This window comes from Peptostreptococcus anaerobius 653-L, assembly GCF_000178095.1.
Classification (GTDB): Bacteria; Bacillota; Clostridia; order Peptostreptococcales; family Peptostreptococcaceae; genus Peptostreptococcus; species Peptostreptococcus anaerobius.
On sequence record NZ_ADJN01000064.1, the window covers coordinates 1 to 16,225 of the forward strand.

Consider the following 16,225-nt stretch of genomic DNA (forward strand, 5'->3'; position numbering starts at 1 on the left):
AGTATTAAAGAGATAAATATTTTTCTCATAATAAGAATACCTATCTATTGAATAACGTTAAGGAATACTGCAAGTGCAAGAATACCGCATATAAGCAATATCCATAGGCTACTAATAACCATCCCAATAATGTTTACAACACTTCTGCTATCGTGATTTTTAACACAGACAACGGATAGTGCAAACCCAACCAATACAGATACTATATTTGCACCTGCCCAGACCGAACGCACTCCATCAGACAATGTAATGTTCAGCAGGGATGGGATAAAAGTTGTCAACGGCAATATACTAATGACAATTGCTGCTATACTCAGTTTTTTAAATTTTTTATTTTCCATAATCGTATTACCTCATTTCTTTTTTTCCAAAGCGTGTTACCGCCACTATAAGTACCGAAGTAAAAATCAATATCGCACATGGTAAAAACGGAAATAGCTGAAAAGCTGTACTCTCACTTCCTACACTGAAATCATGTAAAGAACACGAAACCAAATAGCCGCTATAACAATAGGGATAAGCAATCCAAAGTGGTGTATTCGCTACTAAGACACTGGGAATAACCAACAATAGATTAAATCCGACAGAAAGTAGCGTCTTGCTAAACAATACTGTAATTGCCCACATGATTGCTATACTCGGAAGCATAGTAAGAAACAGATCAACGCTCCATTTCAGCAAATACATGATAGGTAATGCTTCCGTAATTCCTGCACTTTTCGTTGCAATCAATCCTCCAACAACAAATACACCAAGAAACACAACCATTTCCATGAACAAATAGAATAGCAACACACAAAATTTTGCGGCAGAAAGTGCATATCGGCTAACAGGCAACGCCAACATTTTTAATATTCCGTTGTTTCCCGTTTCACGTCCTGCAAGCATTACGCAAACAACAATCATACTAAATGGGAGTAAATAATAGGCATATACTAATGCACTTTGAATAAACATTGCCGCCCAGGCATTGGTGTATTCGGGTGTAAAATAGCTTTGCAGATTTGCGACACCAGAAGCTACTACCAATATCGGAGCAATGAAAATCAGAGGAACAATTTTACTTCTCTTAACTTTCATAAATTCAATTTTAAGTAATTCTAAAAAACTCATATCGGCACCTCCTATTCATAACGCAGATTTTTTGCTGTCCATAATCCTGCAAAAAGCAAGACGGCTGTCTCAATCAATGCTATTATTACAATAGTCATATCTGGCTTTGCACTCGTCGCAACGGCAGGCTTCAGCATAACTACAAACGGATGGACACATAACCATTTTATATTTGATGTCGCTAACGCCATTCCGCTTAAAAAGCCTGCCACTCCAATGCCAAGAGGTATCCACATATTTTCAAATCGAGAGGATATGAAAAGCATAAAAGCTAATACAGGCATTGATGTCGTAAAAGAATATCCTGCAAAAGACAACAATGTTCCAAGTTCAAATGTTCCCTCTGGCAAATCTGTCATTCCAATTTTGGCAAGAGCTAAGTGCTGCAAGCCTATGGCAAATGAAAGCATGACCGTCAAAATTAAAAACTTGCAAAAATACATAGCAGGAACACTCATTGGCAGCATATACATCTTTTTCACGGCACTTCCCTTAAATTCCATGTTATATATGATACAGGAAGCAACGATAACGCCAAACATATTTAGCACCATAATCATGCCATAAACCTGCGTAAGAAGAACATCCATAGGAGCTAACGGCAAATTAAGCAGCGTATCTTTCCGTACAATAAAGTTTACAAGTGCGTATGCCGCACCCAAAATTCCAACCGCAAGCATTAACGGAATAACGCCTGTTCTTTTTTCTTTCCGAAGCTCAATAGATAACGCTCTCATAATATTGCCCTCTGCTTTCTGCTTGCATTATCTTTATCTATCATACTCAGAAACATATCTTCCAGATTATCAGCGGCAAATCCAGACTGCATTGCGTTCTGCCGTAAACTATCCAGACTACCCTCAAAAAGCAGACGCCCATGATTAAGTATTCCTATATCATCTGCCATCAGCTCAATTTCAGACAGCATATGAGAAGAAATAAGAATGGTACAATCATAAAGGGCGGGTAACGACTTAATCAGATTTCGGATTTCATGTATGCCAGACGGATCAAGTCCGTTTGTCGGCTCATCCAAAATCAAAATAGGGGGTCTGCCAAGCAATGCACCTGCAAGTCCTAATCTCTGCTTCATACCCAACGAGTATTTTTTAGCAAGGCGGTCGCCAAACTCAGAAAGACCTACCAATTCTAATGCGTCCTCAACAGCACTTTTAGGCAATCCCAAAATACACCTTATAATATCCAGGTTTTCTCTGCCTGTTAAGTTTGCATAAAAGGATGGTGACTCAATGAAAGAACCTGTTTCTTTCAAGATGGAAAGACGGTCATTCGGAAACTGTTTACCGTCAATTTCAAAGCTGCCTGTTGTCGGGGTGGTAAGCCCTAAGAGCATTTTCATTGTAGTAGACTTTCCTGCACCGTTCGGACCTAAAAAGCCGTAAATACTCCCTTTTCGAATATGCAGTGAAACATCATTGACAGCAACAAAAGATTTGTATTTTTTTGTCAACTGCTCTGTTTTGATAATATAGTTGTTCATAGCAACATCTCCTTTCTGTCCTTATGGTACAACACCAACCTTGTGGCAACCTTCTATCCACCTTACATTTACCTTACATTCATTCGCACATTAGGAAATTTCAAAATTCTATGCTATAATATTTAATTAGGAGGAAGGTATCTGTATGAATTTTGAATATTTGAAAGATAAACGCCTGTTGCTTGTAGATGACGAGCAGGAGCTTTTGGATATGGTTGTGTCTATTCTGAATGAGGAAGGATTTAACAATATTGCCACCGCAAAAACCGTCAAAGAAGCACTTGTCTTAGCAGACAATTTTCAACCAGAATTTGCTATCCTTGATGTAATGCTACCAGACGGTAACGGCTTTTCTTTAATGGAACAGTTAAAGCAGAAAGGCGAATACCCACTATTATTTTTGACAGCCCGTGGAGAGGACGAGGATAAATTCAAGGGGTTTGGTCTTGGTGCTGATGACTATGTCGTCAAACCATTTTTACCAAAGGATCTAACATTCCGTATAATGGCTATTCTACGAAGAAGCTATAAGGACGAAAATCCTCTTGTAAAATTGCAAAACAGCGTAATTGATTTTGACCGTGCAGAGATAATCAAAGGCGGAGAGCATATCGCTCTAACGGCAAAAGAGCACGACATTTTGGCTGTTTTATACCGCAATGCAGGTCGGATTGTAACAATAGATGCTCTGTGTGAAGCAGCTTGGGGCGAAAATCCATTTGGATATGAAAACTCTTTAATGGCACACATACGCCGTATCCGAGAAAAAATAGAGGAAAATCCTTCACAACCTGTTTCACTGATAACAGTAAAAGGATTGGGATACAAGCTGATTGTGGAGGGCAGATAACATGAACAATTTGCCTAAACTTATATGGCGTTTTACGGGTATTCTTTTGTTGAGCTTCGTGCTGTTGGTATTTGCTAATTTTGCTATATTTGCATCCCTTATGGTTTGGCAATCGCCATCTGTTGCTGACTCGCCATATAATGTGGCAACACAGACAGGCAAGGCGTTTCAAATAACCGAAAGCGGATATACATTGCAGGAAGATGTTTCCACGCAGTTAAAAGAACAAAATATATGGGCCTTTGTTGTTGATAACGATACCTTGCAAATCGTGTGGAAAACAGAAAATGTTCCCGATACAATACCTGCTAATTACTCATTGTCTGATATAGCTGATTTATCTGTCGGGTATCTCGATGGGTATCCTACTTACACGGGCGAAACAGAAAATGGCATTGTCGTTCTTGGCTATCCTAAAGACAGCTTTTGGAAACATACAAGTGCGAGTTGGAACTATAACTTTTTTGCCCACTTACCACAAATCGTTTTCATTGTTTTTGCTGTTAATATTGCGGTTATCCTGCTGATTTATGTGGTAGCAAATATGAAATTCTTAAAACCTGTAAAACCAATTACAAAAGGCATACAAGATTTGTCTATCGGTGAGCCTGTTCATATTTCAGAAAAAGGTCTGCTTTCTGATATTTCTGCCAATATCAATCGGACTTCTAATATATTGCAGGAACAGCGGCAACAGTTAAAGAAAAAGGAAACCGCAAGAGCGGATTGGATTGCAGGAGTTTCTCATGACATCAGAACTCCGTTATCTATGGTTATGGGGTATGCAGGTCAACTAAAGGACGATGCAACTTTGACTTCTGAAGAACGACAAAAGGCAGAAGTCATTGTAAGACAAAGTAAGCGTATACAGAACTTAATCAATGACCTTAATCTTGCGTCCAAATTAGAGTACAATATGCAGCCGATAAATCCTGCAAAGCAAAATCTAATTGCTATTGTTCGGCAGGTAGTTGTTGATTTTATCAACATGGATATTGAGGACAAATATCCGATTGAATGGGAAACAGACGAAGCCTTAACCATATGCCCTGTAAAAGCTGATAAGGACTTACTAAAGCGAGCGATTAGCAATCTCATTCAAAACAGCATCAATCATAATGAACAGGGCTGTAAAATCTATGTCAGCGTTACGGCTGACAGCGGCATATGCACAGTAGGTGTTTCTGATGACGGCGTTGGAGCTACTAACGAGCAAATAGAAAAGCTCAATAATGCTCCGCATTATATGGTCTGTGACGAAAATACAGCTGAGCAACGCCACGGTTTAGGACTTCTTATCGTAAAGCAGATTATATCAGCACACGACGGAACAACCATTATCGAGCATAGCTCCTATGGCGGTTTTTCAGTAAAAGTCACATTGCCAATACAAGAATAAAAGCAGAGCCGATGCACTGTTTATAGGTGCATCGGTATTTACATATGAGCTTTTATCTCTTGTATATAGAAATTATATCTCTTATTGTAAGAGATTTCAGACCGTTCAATAAGAACTCTCATTTCTGTAAAATATAATAGAAATATTATATTGGTTGATTGTATAATCAATTTGTACAACTAAATAAAAAATGATTCATTGCGAATCCTGTGTTAAAATATAAGTCACAACACAAATACATACACTCCTTGTATCAGCTAAAACACATTCACCACTTATAAGTTTATGCGTTCCTATAATATTATTTGTGGTATCTCCATTTATTGGTAGAGTATTACCGTTTGATTGCTTTTTCAATATAACACCAGATCAGTTAATAAATGTATATAACTGCATTAAGATACCATTATTGTATCAATTTTTAGGGAATGTAGTTATGCAGATACATATGATAATAGTGATGTATTCGATTATTGTAATGCTATCTCTCCCCCTCTTTCCCATGATAATTTTCATAGTTTTTCCTATATTGAACAATGTCAGAAAATTGTTCTTTATTCAAAGAATACTCTTGCATAAGGGTATTCTTTTTTTACTTATTGCCATTCAATTTCGTGAGCTTTTATAGGATCAACCTCTCCTGGCAGAAAAGATTGAATTAAATGCCTAGCTAGAACTGTACCTTTAGTATCATTGTCTTCTCTAGTTTTCAAAAATTGAATATGTGCAGTAGATGGTTGTCTTCCTTTGTAATTAAGGGATTTGTTTGAATTCATTATACCAGCTTCTATTCCTCAGGATGACAGTGCTGTCGATGCTGTCCTCGACAGTAGTTTTCGGATTCGCTTTTTAATCAGAAATATCAACTCGAAAAGCCTCGATTAAGGAAACTATCCGCCTAAAATTCTAATATCAAACAAGCCTAGCCACAAAGGCTTATAGCTTTACAAGCAATTATTAGACAAGGTAAAAGTGGATGCCCCCATCAAAAGATGGGTCACATCCACTAGCAAGTATTATTTCGTCCAGATTTATTCAAGCCTTGACTTAATTTAGAAAAATATTCACCCTATTTTTTATTCTAACTTTGAATTTTACAGCGTACAAGGACTCTAGATTTTCCACCTAGGGTGCAAGTAAATAAGCTTAGGTCCCAATCTCCTGCCACAAGCTCATTTATTTGATCCGGCCTAATAATTTCTACATCTTCTACCTCATAGATGAAGTGATTATCATTCATATCTACAAATTCAACCTTATCTCCTTTATCAAGCCTATGAAGATATCCAAAGTGAGCATTATAGTTATGGGCAAGGATTATCATATTATTTTCATATACACTTCCCCTGTACCTTGCTGGAGATATCCTTATTAAGGGATATGACCAATCACTAAGGATGGACAAGTCCAGGGAAAGTTTTTCAATTTTGAGATAACCTATATAGTCTAAGCCATTAATTTGCCTGGTTGGCATCTCCATTTTTGGATTTTCTATATAATTATTTTGTGGACTAGGTTTTTTCCCAACTTTCTCTTTAAGTTCTGTTACAATTTTTTCCGTCCTCACTTTAGCCTCATAATCTTCTCTAAGATTATGAGCAAAAAAGATAAAGGCTAACAAGATACAAGCTCCTCCAAAATAAAAATATATGTTCTTTCTAAGCATTTCTTTTTTTCCTTATTAGGACAAAGCCTGCTACTAGAATTAAACTTCCTCCTATGACTTTTATAAGAGTAATCCCTCTAGCTCCTGTTCTCGGCAATTCTACACCCGGTACATTTCCTATAATATAAGTATCTATGCCCTTGACTGTTTTTTTTGCTAGGGCTATCCCTTTTTCATTTGTTATAGTAGTTTTTCCTTGTCCATCTACTTGGATTTTCCAGAAGGCATTTTCTGAAATAAAACCATCTGGAACTTTTGTTTCTACTAAAATATATTTACCAGGCTTGATAGACCTAACTTCTACTTTTCCATTCCTAGCTGACTTAGCTATAAAGACTTCACCATTCTTATTCCAATTGTCGTCAGAATTATAAATAGTAAACTCCGCACCAGGCAAGGAATCACCCGTTTTTGAATTTTTCTTTATGATATCAAAGTTTGAGATGAAATATTTATTTTTTATTGTACTTGTAATAGTTTTATCTTTTTCTACATTAATAGTTTGTTTGGAATATTCCACTGTGAATTTTCTATCTAAATCAATTTCTTTAATATCTAACCTAGCTCCTGCTGGTAAATTCTTTATCAGAACTCTTTCACCATTACTAATTTTAAAGCTTGCTTTGCCATCACTATCAAATGTAATAGTAGAATTCCCGTTTGGAAATTCACACTCAAATTCTCCAGAGACTGCCCTGTCCTCACCATTTAAGTCTTTTTTTCTCAGAGTCAACTCTACAGAAAATTCTTTATTTTCCAGTTCATTCTTTTCTTTTCCAATTAAGTTTGTCAATACTTCTTTTTCGATTTCTATATTGCCAGTTTTAGTTTCATTTTTTATATTAAGAATACCCCTATTATTTCCTCGATAAATCATATTGCCACTTTTATCAGATTGAATTAAATCGCTGGCATTATCAGTATAAGATAAATTCACTGTGTTTGGTCCGTTAGACTTGTAATCATAAGGAAATTTATAAGGTGTTATTACTTCTTCTATCTCGTAAGTTCCCCAAGGCAGATCTCTTAATGTCATAGTTCCATCATCATCAATTTCTGAATCGCTGATGATTTCATTAGTTTTTTTATCTATTATCTTAAATCTTGCTCTTCTATCTCCGAGCAATTTGCGGTTATTTTTGTCTACCTTTTTGATTTTTAAGTCATATAGAAGTCCTCTGACAGAAGGCTTTGGAAATTCAGCTTGATAATTTGTGGATGAGTTTGTATTTTCCCAAGTCCTTTTATAAAATAATTTTGCATAATCCGATGTAAAATACGCTCCTCCATCACTCGCAGACCTTTCCATGTTGTTGGCACAAGGATGAAATCCAGGTTTTTTTACATCTAATTTAACCTTATAAACAAGTTGAGCTACATTATAATAATAGCCTGTAATTGGACTTTGTTGGTGAGTAATCTTTACATTAGGATTTTCTTTTATATTCCATTTTATTAATTTGTTTTCCTTGTCATAAGCCACAGAACCATCAGCATACTCTTGACCATCATATATTAAATAATCTCCCAATTTGTCATCAACATATTCTAATTGTGCAGGAGGGACTAGATAATAAACTCCCGCTTGTTCAAGAGCGTCTAGATTTACAGTAAACGATAAATCATTGCCCTGTAAATTAACAGACTTCGATGTTAAAAATACAAGTCCGTTAACAGATATAAAACCTGTTGCATTATTACAGTTAGGTACTTCTCCATAAAATTTCATTTTCCTAGTAGCAATTTTGCGATTATTTCTTTCAAAATACACAGTAGCATGATAAGTCCTACCTCCATTATTTGGATTAGCATTTACTTTCCCATGCCTTCCCTTTATACTAGTTATGATATCTCCTATATCATTTCTATGATATTTATTTGAGGTAGTTATTATAAAATCCGCTTCTTGTAATAAACTATCCCAACCTACTCTTTTTGATATACTTAAATATATTTTGAATTCATTTTCCACATCTGTTGGAACAACATTTTTTTGAATCCAAACATCTTCGTAATCCCCAAAAGCTGTAAATCCCTTTTTATCCCTTTGAGAATTCCCCTTGTATATTTGGCTTACTATCTGCCATCGATTCTTCCCATTTGTTCTCAAGTTTATATTATTATAATTTGTGTAAAAACTATTAGAATAGAGGGCTGGTATATATCTAATATCTTCATCTATTTCTTTTGTGCTTCTTACAGAGTACTTATCTTCCTCGTTTTCGCCTTCTACGACAAGTTTTAATAAATCTTCCTCTTCTAAATCCATATTATCCTTGACTCTAATAATAAATTTTATTTTACTATTATCTAAACTATTATTTTCCAATATTAGTTTATTATTCTTATTTTCTTCTACGGATTCATTCTTTATAGTTAGATGCTCATCTTCTAATGAATAATATGCCTTTATATTTCTCAATTCTCCTAGCACGGATTGTATTTTTTCAAAAGCATCTTTATTATTTGAAAGATCACCCTGATTGTCTTTTATATAAGAGTCGATTTCATTTAATATCTCTTCTATTCTTTTTTCTTGAGTCTGTGTAAATAACTCTTTGACTATTTCTATGTTCTTAGTAGGATGTAGGGATAGGGTCTTAATTACTTTATTATTTTGTGATTCTAGGCTTAATTCAAAATAACCCTTCTTACCTTCAATTTCGCTAGCTGTTAATTCTGTATAATTAATTTTATTATCGCTTTTATCAATATCTAAGTCATAATGATCTTCTTTATTTTGCCTATCAGCTAAATCATCTTCATTGTCTAATTCATCAGAATTTCTTCCATTAGGAGAATCGTTATTAACCTTATCTTTATTGCTAATAATAAGCCTATATTTTTTAATAAGTTCTTTGTCAGCTTCTGATAATTTTATTTGCTCTTGTATTAAATCTTGATTTGTTTCTTCATTTGAATCTTCTCTTATTTGATCATCCATATTAGAATCTATATCTGACTTGCTATCATTTACAATATCATTAGCACTTACATTCGAATTAAATACATTTTGAGAGTTGTTTTCTACATAATCACTAGCAAAGACTCCTGAAAAATGAGAGAATAGCATGATTATAACTAAAAATATATTTAATAACTTGGATATTTTATATTTCATTACCTTCTCCCTTTCTCTTTTCTTTGACGTATCCTATTACAATACTAATAATCCCCATGCCTGATAGAAAATATACAGGCCACCATAATTGTCCAGTTTGTGGTAACATAGGTGGTTTTTTAAAAGCTACTTGTTGAGGAGTTGGGGCTGGTTTTGGTAAAGTAGCTGGGAGATAAATATTTGTAATAACAAAGCTATTATCGTAATTCTTAACTTTGACTTCGTATCTTTTTCTATTAACATTTTTCTCAACTACTGTCCATGACACGCTAGAATCAAGGTTCTTCCAAACATAAGTCCAATTATTGTCTTTGTTTAGCCTTACACTCTCTTTTGATTTTCCATTGCCCAATAGTTCCACTTCTATAAAGCCTGGTCTTTTGTTTTCATAACCATCATCATCCCAAACCTTCAAGACATCTAGGTCTATGGTCTTTTTGGTGCGAGTTTCTTTTGTAAGTTTAGGATAGGCCCTTGATTTATCTAAATATATGCCTGTTTCTGTATCCTTTTCAGGAAGTAAAACAACGAAGGGATTACTCATATACTTGTAGGAGCCTGTAAATAAATCCTCTCCAACAATAAGATATAGACCCTTGTTTACTTTCACATTCAATAAGCCCTTATCGTCGGTTTTTCCCTTACAAAATGCTTTAACCTTGTCTTTTTTTACATATCCTTTCAAGGTATTAGCATATTCATTCCACTGACTTTTCTTAACTTTATCATAATTTATGGGATATTTACTAAAGTCTTCACTCAAGCTGATATTGTTGTTTTTATCAATATTTCCTATTTTATATATGCTAAATTCAGCATCCTTTATGCCATCACTTCCATCTGTATAAGAAATTGTAAAATCTATTTGTTCTGGAGAATTAATATTATTACTCGCGTAAACATTTTGAAAATTAAAAGCAATGCCAAATAGCAATACAAAAAGACACAATAGCTTGCTTTTATTTATTCCTTTCATTTCATTTATTCCTCCTCCAAATTTTTAAGTATATCCATAACTATTTTTCTGATAAACTTTTTTCTTTTTTAAGATATATGAAATCTTTTATTATAGATAGAATGATTATAATAATCAGACCAAACATTAAAACTAGTTTAAGGATAGTAAGAAACATGTTTTTCTTAACTTCGTTTCTTATTGTTTCATCCTTTGATATGTTTGGCGAACTAATTCTTTCTCCTCTAACTAGTAGTCTATGAGTATTTATTCCATATGGCGTACAAGTGAACAATGTTACATAGTCTTTTCCTGCAGAAACTTTTAGAGGCTCTACATTTTTGGGTAGAACTGTTTCTTTAAGGATTACTTGATAATATAAATCTTCACCTAAGACCGATACTATAAACTTATCTCCAAGATCTAATTTATGTAAATCTGTAAATAGTTTTGCACTTGGCAAACCACTGTGAGTTGACAAGCAAGCATGAGTTGATGCTCCACCGACAGGCAAAGATGTGCCAGGCAAGTGACCCACCCCCTTTTGGATAACTCCTTCATTTACCCCATGATAGATGGGAAGATAGACCCCTATTTTTTTTATTTTAAGAAAGCCCATCATCCCATCATTAAAAGGATTTAAATTTTCTTTGTAACCATGAACTAAATTCGGATAATAAATAGCATCTTTTTCTTCAAAAATCTTTTGATTGTATAAACTAGCCTCATCTTTGATTTTTTGAATGTCAATCTTGGCAAATTCATCTAAAGATTTCTCATAATTTATAATCCCCCTACTCTGCGTAAAATTATTTACATAATCACTTATATTAGGGTAGAAAAAGATAAGGAAGCCTATTACAAGTAAAATTTTTAGAAAAATAGATTTCTTCCTCTCCATAATTTTTCTATGAGAAGGAATTAAATTCCTTCTCATATTACCTTTCTTGTAATTTAATTTTTCTTCTAATTAGGCTTAGTGCTGCATAAAGAATTACTGCTCCACCAATCAAAGCAAATAACTTAGTTCCTGCTCCACCAACTTTTGGTAGTTCTGTACCTGAACTATTCTCTACATCAGAAGTTGCTTCCATAGTTACTGTGTCTGCTGCATTAGAGCCATCTTTCAAGACAACTTCTTTTTCTTCTGTAAGTAAGTTGTATCCGTCTGGTGCTTTTGTTTCTTTTAGCTTATAAGTTCCAGCCTTTATTCCTGTAAATTCGAGTTCACCCTTCTTATCTGATGTTAAAACTGTTGCTTGATCTAAATTTTCAACCCATGAAACTTTCTTTTCATTATTTGCAGTATCTAGCTTGTAGAATTTTCCGTCAGAGTTTTTAAGAACAAATTGTGCACCTTCAAGTTTTTTAGTTTTGTCATTCTTAGCACATTTTGTAACTTTGATTTTTCCTGAATATATTTTTACCTTTTCTTCTGGAGTCTTATCCTTAGTTTCGCCATTCTTAGGGTCGTTTGAAAACTCGACATGAGCCTTGTTTTCTTGACCTTGATTACCAAGAACAAAGTCCTTGTTTACTGTTGTATCATAAGTAAGCTTTATGTCTTGACCAACTATAGCAGAACTTTTTTTCACAAGCTCTAATATATTGAATGTAACACTTAAATCCTGACCACTTACAGCCTTTGTAATATTTGCTGTATTATCAACTCCACCAATTGTAACTTTGATGCTATTTGCATCAATACTTAGGCCCTTTGGAAGTGTATCTTTTAGAACATATTCATACTTCTTATAACCAGTTGGATCTGGAACTTTTCCTGTAATTGTGAAGCTTACCTTCTCGCCATAATCTGCAGATTTTGATTTTGCTTCCTTTTTGATTGTTGGATAAATTCCCTTCACTGTAACTTCACCCGTAGGTTTAGTAGATGTTAGAGAAACTATAGAACTTTGACCCGTAGCAGCTTCAGATGCTCCTTCTGGATGAACTAAATAATATCCAAGGTCTAAGCCTGTAAATTTTAATGTCTCACCAGTTGCTTTTTGAACAGCTTGTCTTTTTTTATCAGCTATTTCACCCATTGCAGTTTTTGCAAATTTTGCCACATTATCATCAGTAATGTTTATATACTTAACCTTCCCATCTACTACAATAGGATTAAGGCTGTTATTTGAATTATTTTTATCAACTATAAACTCTTTACCATTTCCTTTAGCGAAAAAATCTTTCCATCCATCTGCTATAGTATAAGATACATTGTCATCTTTGTAAGTTAAGTCAAATATCTTATAAATTCCATAAGTCTTATCCTTAGTTGTTCCATTTACAGTTATCGAACCATTGCCTGCAGCGAAAGCGTTATTTAGCCCAATACTTGTCAACAAAAGAGCAAGTGCAAGCATCATTCTCAATATTTTTTGAATCCTATCTTTCATATTTCCTCCTTAATTAATTAATTTTTTTGATTTTAGAGCTTTATTGTATAACTAAGTCGCTTTATCGTAATAGTTTAAGCAATTCATAATTAACCTCCTTACGCTTAATTTAGTGTTGATAACACCGTTTTTTTAATTTTAGGTGTAGAAAAAAGTATCAGCTATAAAAGATAAGTAGCTTCATTTATATACATCCCATTGCTTGCTTTGATAATTTGAGTCGCATTTAATTTGATAGGCTACCGTTAAAATTAGAATTTTTCGGATTCCAGATAAAACATTGCAATTTCAAATAAAAATAAAAGTGTACAAATTGATATTGCAATTTACGACTTTATTTGTATCCATCTTCTCAAGGATATTAATGGATGTCTGATATCTATCTTTCCCATAAACTCTATCCAAGGATAACTCTGAGGAAGATTCACTAGCATATGTATTTACTGATATTAAGCTTGAAAAAGTAATACCCGTCGCTAATAACAGTGATATGCTTTTCTTACTGTTTTATATTTTTGTATTCATAATACCTCATACCACCAATAAAAAATTTTAGAGAATAATCTCTAATAAAATTGTAGTCCTATTAATATTGATTGTCAATATTAATTAAAAATAAAAATGATTGTTTCTTGCAAAAGTAAATTCCACCATGATATAGAATTTGCTTTTATCAAATACACTTTATTTGTATATGGAATTTACTAGTTCATAATTCAAATGTATCATAAGTTTATAGTTGCATTCCATTGATTTATGAGGAGGAAATTATTATGAACACACAAAAATATTTAACTCTTGAATCAAGAAATATAAAGGTAGATAAATCCTGTCGTATTAACCGTACTTTTAAGGATTATAAAGACTATATGACTAATCATCCTGACCTTCCAGCGCAACAAATAGATTCTGTTGTAGGTATAAAGGGTGGTCCAGTATTGCTTACTATACACTTTGTAAAACAGGAACTACAACTTGCATTTTTAAGAGAGTCTAACAACTCAAAATCGCTTACTGACATATTTAAAAATCTGTACTCTAAAATGGGTTCTGATGCATCTTCTGACATATTTCCAATTTTGTTAGCAGATAAATAACAAAACCGAAATCGGTTTTAATTCAATCAAATTGTACAATTAGGATCATTGAAAATGCAACTATGATATATCTTCACTAGGGATGGAATTTACAATTTACGAAAAAAACAAGTGAATCCGACTCCTAATTAGTATGTATAAAATGCTTCCAAAACTTTACTTCTTAGAGTGTATTTTAATACTTTTCTATTGAAAAGTCAGGGCTATTGTCTTAACAAAGAAAAAGAGATTCCAGTAAATTATACATTTACATGAAATCCCTTTGTTTCAAGCCTTTTATACAGTTTTAATCGTTTGTTTTTGACAGTAGAACTACAGTCTCCACATGTGTTGTCTGTTGAATAGGAACACAATTTATTAACCTCGTTGCTTGACTGAGAATACAATTTATCGCCATCATTTTCCTCAACAACCTTTGCATTTTTTCTTCTGCTCTTGAATAATCGTCCGTTTTGAGAATCCTTTTTCCCTGTCTTATATATGATAGTAATCATTGCAGGATCAATATCACCATCATCATTTGTCCCACCGATTACAATTTTGTCTACTATACTTTCAAATACTGTCCTATCAAACTCTTCAAGATATTTATTAGACTCCAGTAACTTCTTAAACCCCTCAAGCCTTTTCTTCAATGCTTTTTCATCAGTCAGTGTTACCTCTAAAGTCCTCTTTTCTTCGAGCAATTTTTCCTTGCTTATGGCTATTTCATTATATTTCTCTTGATATATCTCCATACTGATTGCTTCATTAAGTCTTAATTCTACAAGGTCTTTTTCTTTCTTCAGTATTTTATCAAGTTGATTGCTTATTTTCTTCAAGTCCTTTGCTAAGCTATTATCTTTTAGCTCTTCTTCCACAGTTTTCAAGAACTCATTTGTAATTTCTACATTATTGTGGCATACCTGACGATAGCTTTCCATAAATGCTTTTTCTATAGCTTCTTCCTCAATGCCTTTGCTATGTGGACAATATTTCTTTCCGTTTTTTGTTGCATTAACACATTGCCAAATTACCTTTGTATATTCAGAGCTTGAATGCCAATTTCTTCTTGAAAGCATGTGTCCACAAAAACCACATTCAAGCATACTGCTAAAGGCGTATTTTCTTGAATACTTTTCTCTTTTGCCACCATTGTTAGCAACAGTATTTCTATTTTTTGCTCTTCTTAATCTAATCCCCTGCGCCTTTTCAAAATCTTCTTCAGAAATAATAGGTTCGTGATGATTCTCAATATAGAATTTATCTTGTTCTCCGAAGTTATCCAATCTTCTTTTTGAAATAGGATCAACAGTAAATGTTTTGCCCATAAGAAGATCGCCCTTGTATTTTTCATTCTTAATGATTCCTAAAACAGTGGTTTCAGTCCACCTCTTATGCCCTCTTGGTGATAAATAACCTTGTTCTTCAAGCTCTCTGGAAATAACCATCCCACCAACACCTTCAAGGTATCTCCTGAAAATATATCGTACAATCTCAGCTTCTTTTTCATTGACGGAAATACTCTTGGTCTCCGGATCATAGTCATAACCTAAGCAGCCTTGAAACCCGACCATTTCTCCTCTTTCCATCTTCATTCTCAAGCCTTTTTTAACATTGGCTGAAATATTTTCCACTTCCTGTTGAGCGACTGAACTTAAAATAGTCAAAAGCAATTCGCCATCCATCGTTAATGTATTGATATTTTCTTCTTCAAAAAATACTGCAACATTGTATTCCTTCAGCTTTCTAACATATTTCAAGGTGTCTAAAGTATTTCTTGCAAATCTTGATATAGATTTTGTAATTACCATATCTATATCTCCGTTCATACAATCATTGATTAATCTTTGAAAATCAATTCTTCTGTCAACCTGTGTGCCGGTTATTGCTTCATCAGCATATATCCCCGCAAGTGTCCACTCATTATTTTGCTTTATAAAATCTGTGTAGTGTTCTACTTGAGAATTATAGCTGTTAATTTGATCTTCGGTATCCGTGCTGACTCTGCAATAAGCTGCTACCCTCTTTATTGAGCGCTCTACACAGCCTGATGCAGTTCTTTTCAGTGTGGTATCACCTTTAATAACTTTTACATCTCTTTTCACTGCACCCGCCTCCTTTTTTTGTATCTTTCTATGCAGT

General features: G+C 33.9%; 13 protein-coding genes and 1 pseudogene. 3 read left to right on the forward strand and 11 right to left on the reverse strand.

The genetic code is table 11. The annotated features are described in order from the left end of the window. Positions 1-44 precede the first annotated feature (44 nt). From HMPREF0631_RS08065 to HMPREF0631_RS08080, 4 genes are read right to left on the reverse strand one after another with little or no spacing between them, the layout of a single operon-like run. Positions 45-341, reverse strand: a complete 297-nt coding sequence (locus HMPREF0631_RS08065) for a hypothetical protein (protein ID WP_039866493.1) — start codon at positions 339-341, stop codon at positions 45-47. Between the two features lie 7 nt (positions 342-348). Then, the gene (locus HMPREF0631_RS08070; protein WP_002844401.1) at positions 349-1,113 is read right to left on the reverse strand and encodes an ABC transporter permease; all 765 of its coding nucleotides are present in this window, start codon (positions 1,111-1,113) and stop codon (positions 349-351) included. A gap of 11 nt (positions 1,114-1,124) precedes the next feature. Beyond that, complete coding sequence (locus HMPREF0631_RS08075) at positions 1,125-1,850, reverse strand: ABC transporter permease (protein ID WP_002844376.1); 726 nt, start codon at positions 1,848-1,850, stop codon at positions 1,125-1,127. Beyond that, positions 1,847-2,614 carry an ABC transporter ATP-binding protein gene (locus tag HMPREF0631_RS08080; protein WP_002844388.1) on the reverse strand — a complete coding sequence of 256 codons (768 nt, stop codon included), beginning with the start codon at positions 2,612-2,614 and terminating at the stop codon, positions 1,847-1,849. Before HMPREF0631_RS08080 ends, HMPREF0631_RS08075 begins: the two co-directional genes overlap by 4 nt. Positions 2,615-2,759: 145 nt before the next feature. Between HMPREF0631_RS08080 and HMPREF0631_RS08085 the strand changes: the two genes are divergently transcribed. Further along, a complete protein-coding gene (locus HMPREF0631_RS08085) occupies positions 2,760-3,464 on the forward strand; it encodes a response regulator transcription factor (protein WP_002844395.1) in 705 nt (234 codons plus the stop codon). A 1-nt stretch (position 3,465) separates the two neighbouring features. Next, positions 3,466-4,863, forward strand: coding sequence for a sensor histidine kinase (locus HMPREF0631_RS08090; protein WP_002844396.1), 1,398 nt, complete (start codon positions 3,466-3,468; stop codon positions 4,861-4,863). Positions 4,864-5,471: 608 nt separating this feature from the next. Here HMPREF0631_RS08090 and HMPREF0631_RS08095 read toward each other — a convergent pair. The 6 genes and pseudogenes from HMPREF0631_RS08095 to HMPREF0631_RS08120 form a co-directional block, all read right to left on the reverse strand. After that, positions 5,472-5,639 (reverse strand): annotated as a pseudogene (locus tag HMPREF0631_RS08095) (relaxase/mobilization nuclease domain-containing protein); the annotation flags it as partial. A gap of 305 nt (positions 5,640-5,944) precedes the next feature. Next, positions 5,945-6,529, reverse strand: a complete 585-nt coding sequence (locus tag HMPREF0631_RS08100) for a sortase (protein WP_002844397.1) — start codon at positions 6,527-6,529, stop codon at positions 5,945-5,947. Next, positions 6,522-9,650, reverse strand: coding sequence for a SpaA isopeptide-forming pilin-related protein (locus HMPREF0631_RS08105; protein ID WP_002844390.1), 3,129 nt, complete (start codon positions 9,648-9,650; stop codon positions 6,522-6,524). The genes HMPREF0631_RS08100 and HMPREF0631_RS08105 overlap by 8 nt, the downstream gene beginning before the upstream one ends. Beyond that, complete coding sequence (locus tag HMPREF0631_RS08110) at positions 9,640-10,626, reverse strand: Cna B-type domain-containing protein (protein WP_002844387.1); 987 nt, start codon at positions 10,624-10,626, stop codon at positions 9,640-9,642. Before HMPREF0631_RS08110 ends, HMPREF0631_RS08105 begins: the two co-directional genes overlap by 11 nt. Positions 10,627-10,666: 40 nt before the next feature. Then, positions 10,667-11,542, reverse strand: a complete 876-nt coding sequence (locus tag HMPREF0631_RS08115) for a class C sortase (protein WP_002844402.1) — start codon at positions 11,540-11,542, stop codon at positions 10,667-10,669. A 1-nt stretch (position 11,543) separates the two neighbouring features. Then, positions 11,544-13,004 carry a SpaH/EbpB family LPXTG-anchored major pilin gene (locus HMPREF0631_RS08120; RefSeq protein WP_002844374.1) on the reverse strand — a complete coding sequence of 487 codons (1,461 nt, stop codon included), beginning with the start codon at positions 13,002-13,004 and terminating at the stop codon, positions 11,544-11,546. A gap of 773 nt (positions 13,005-13,777) precedes the next feature. Between HMPREF0631_RS08120 and HMPREF0631_RS08125 the strand changes: the two genes are divergently transcribed. Beyond that, positions 13,778-14,101, forward strand: a complete 324-nt coding sequence (locus HMPREF0631_RS08125) for a hypothetical protein (RefSeq protein WP_002844375.1) — start codon at positions 13,778-13,780, stop codon at positions 14,099-14,101. Between the two features lie 239 nt (positions 14,102-14,340). On the opposite strand, the gene HMPREF0631_RS08130 is transcribed toward HMPREF0631_RS08125, so the two are convergent. Continuing rightward, complete coding sequence (locus tag HMPREF0631_RS08130; RefSeq protein ID WP_002844385.1) at positions 14,341-16,188, reverse strand: recombinase family protein; 1,848 nt, start codon at positions 16,186-16,188, stop codon at positions 14,341-14,343. Positions 16,189-16,225: the final 37 nt, after the last annotated feature.

What these genes read in the sequence shown, in the direction of transcription:
- HMPREF0631_RS08085 (WP_002844395.1), top strand. Translation starts at nt 2,760, where the DNA reads ATGAATTTTGAATATTTGAAAGATAAACGCCTGTTGCTTGTAGATGAC.
- HMPREF0631_RS08120 (WP_002844374.1), bottom strand. Translation starts at nt 13,004, where the DNA reads ATGAAAGATAGGATTCAAAAAATATTGAGAATGATGCTTGCACTTGCT.
- HMPREF0631_RS08115 (WP_002844402.1), bottom strand. Translation starts at nt 11,542, where the DNA reads ATGAGAAGGAATTTAATTCCTTCTCATAGAAAAATTATGGAGAGGAAG.
- HMPREF0631_RS08075 (WP_002844376.1), bottom strand. Translation starts at nt 1,850, where the DNA reads ATGAGAGCGTTATCTATTGAGCTTCGGAAAGAAAAAAGAACAGGCGTT.
- HMPREF0631_RS08090 (WP_002844396.1), top strand. Translation starts at nt 3,466, where the DNA reads ATGAACAATTTGCCTAAACTTATATGGCGTTTTACGGGTATTCTTTTG.
- HMPREF0631_RS08100 (WP_002844397.1), bottom strand. Translation starts at nt 6,529, where the DNA reads ATGCTTAGAAAGAACATATATTTTTATTTTGGAGGAGCTTGTATCTTG.
- HMPREF0631_RS08125 (WP_002844375.1), top strand. Translation starts at nt 13,778, where the DNA reads ATGAACACACAAAAATATTTAACTCTTGAATCAAGAAATATAAAGGTA.
- HMPREF0631_RS08105 (WP_002844390.1), bottom strand. Translation starts at nt 9,650, where the DNA reads ATGAAATATAAAATATCCAAGTTATTAAATATATTTTTAGTTATAATC.
- HMPREF0631_RS08080 (WP_002844388.1), bottom strand. Translation starts at nt 2,614, where the DNA reads ATGAACAACTATATTATCAAAACAGAGCAGTTGACAAAAAAATACAAA.
- HMPREF0631_RS08065 (WP_039866493.1), bottom strand. Translation starts at nt 341, where the DNA reads ATGGAAAATAAAAAATTTAAAAAACTGAGTATAGCAGCAATTGTCATT.
- HMPREF0631_RS08070 (WP_002844401.1), bottom strand. Translation starts at nt 1,113, where the DNA reads ATGAGTTTTTTAGAATTACTTAAAATTGAATTTATGAAAGTTAAGAGA.
- HMPREF0631_RS08110 (WP_002844387.1), bottom strand. Translation starts at nt 10,626, where the DNA reads ATGAAAGGAATAAATAAAAGCAAGCTATTGTGTCTTTTTGTATTGCTA.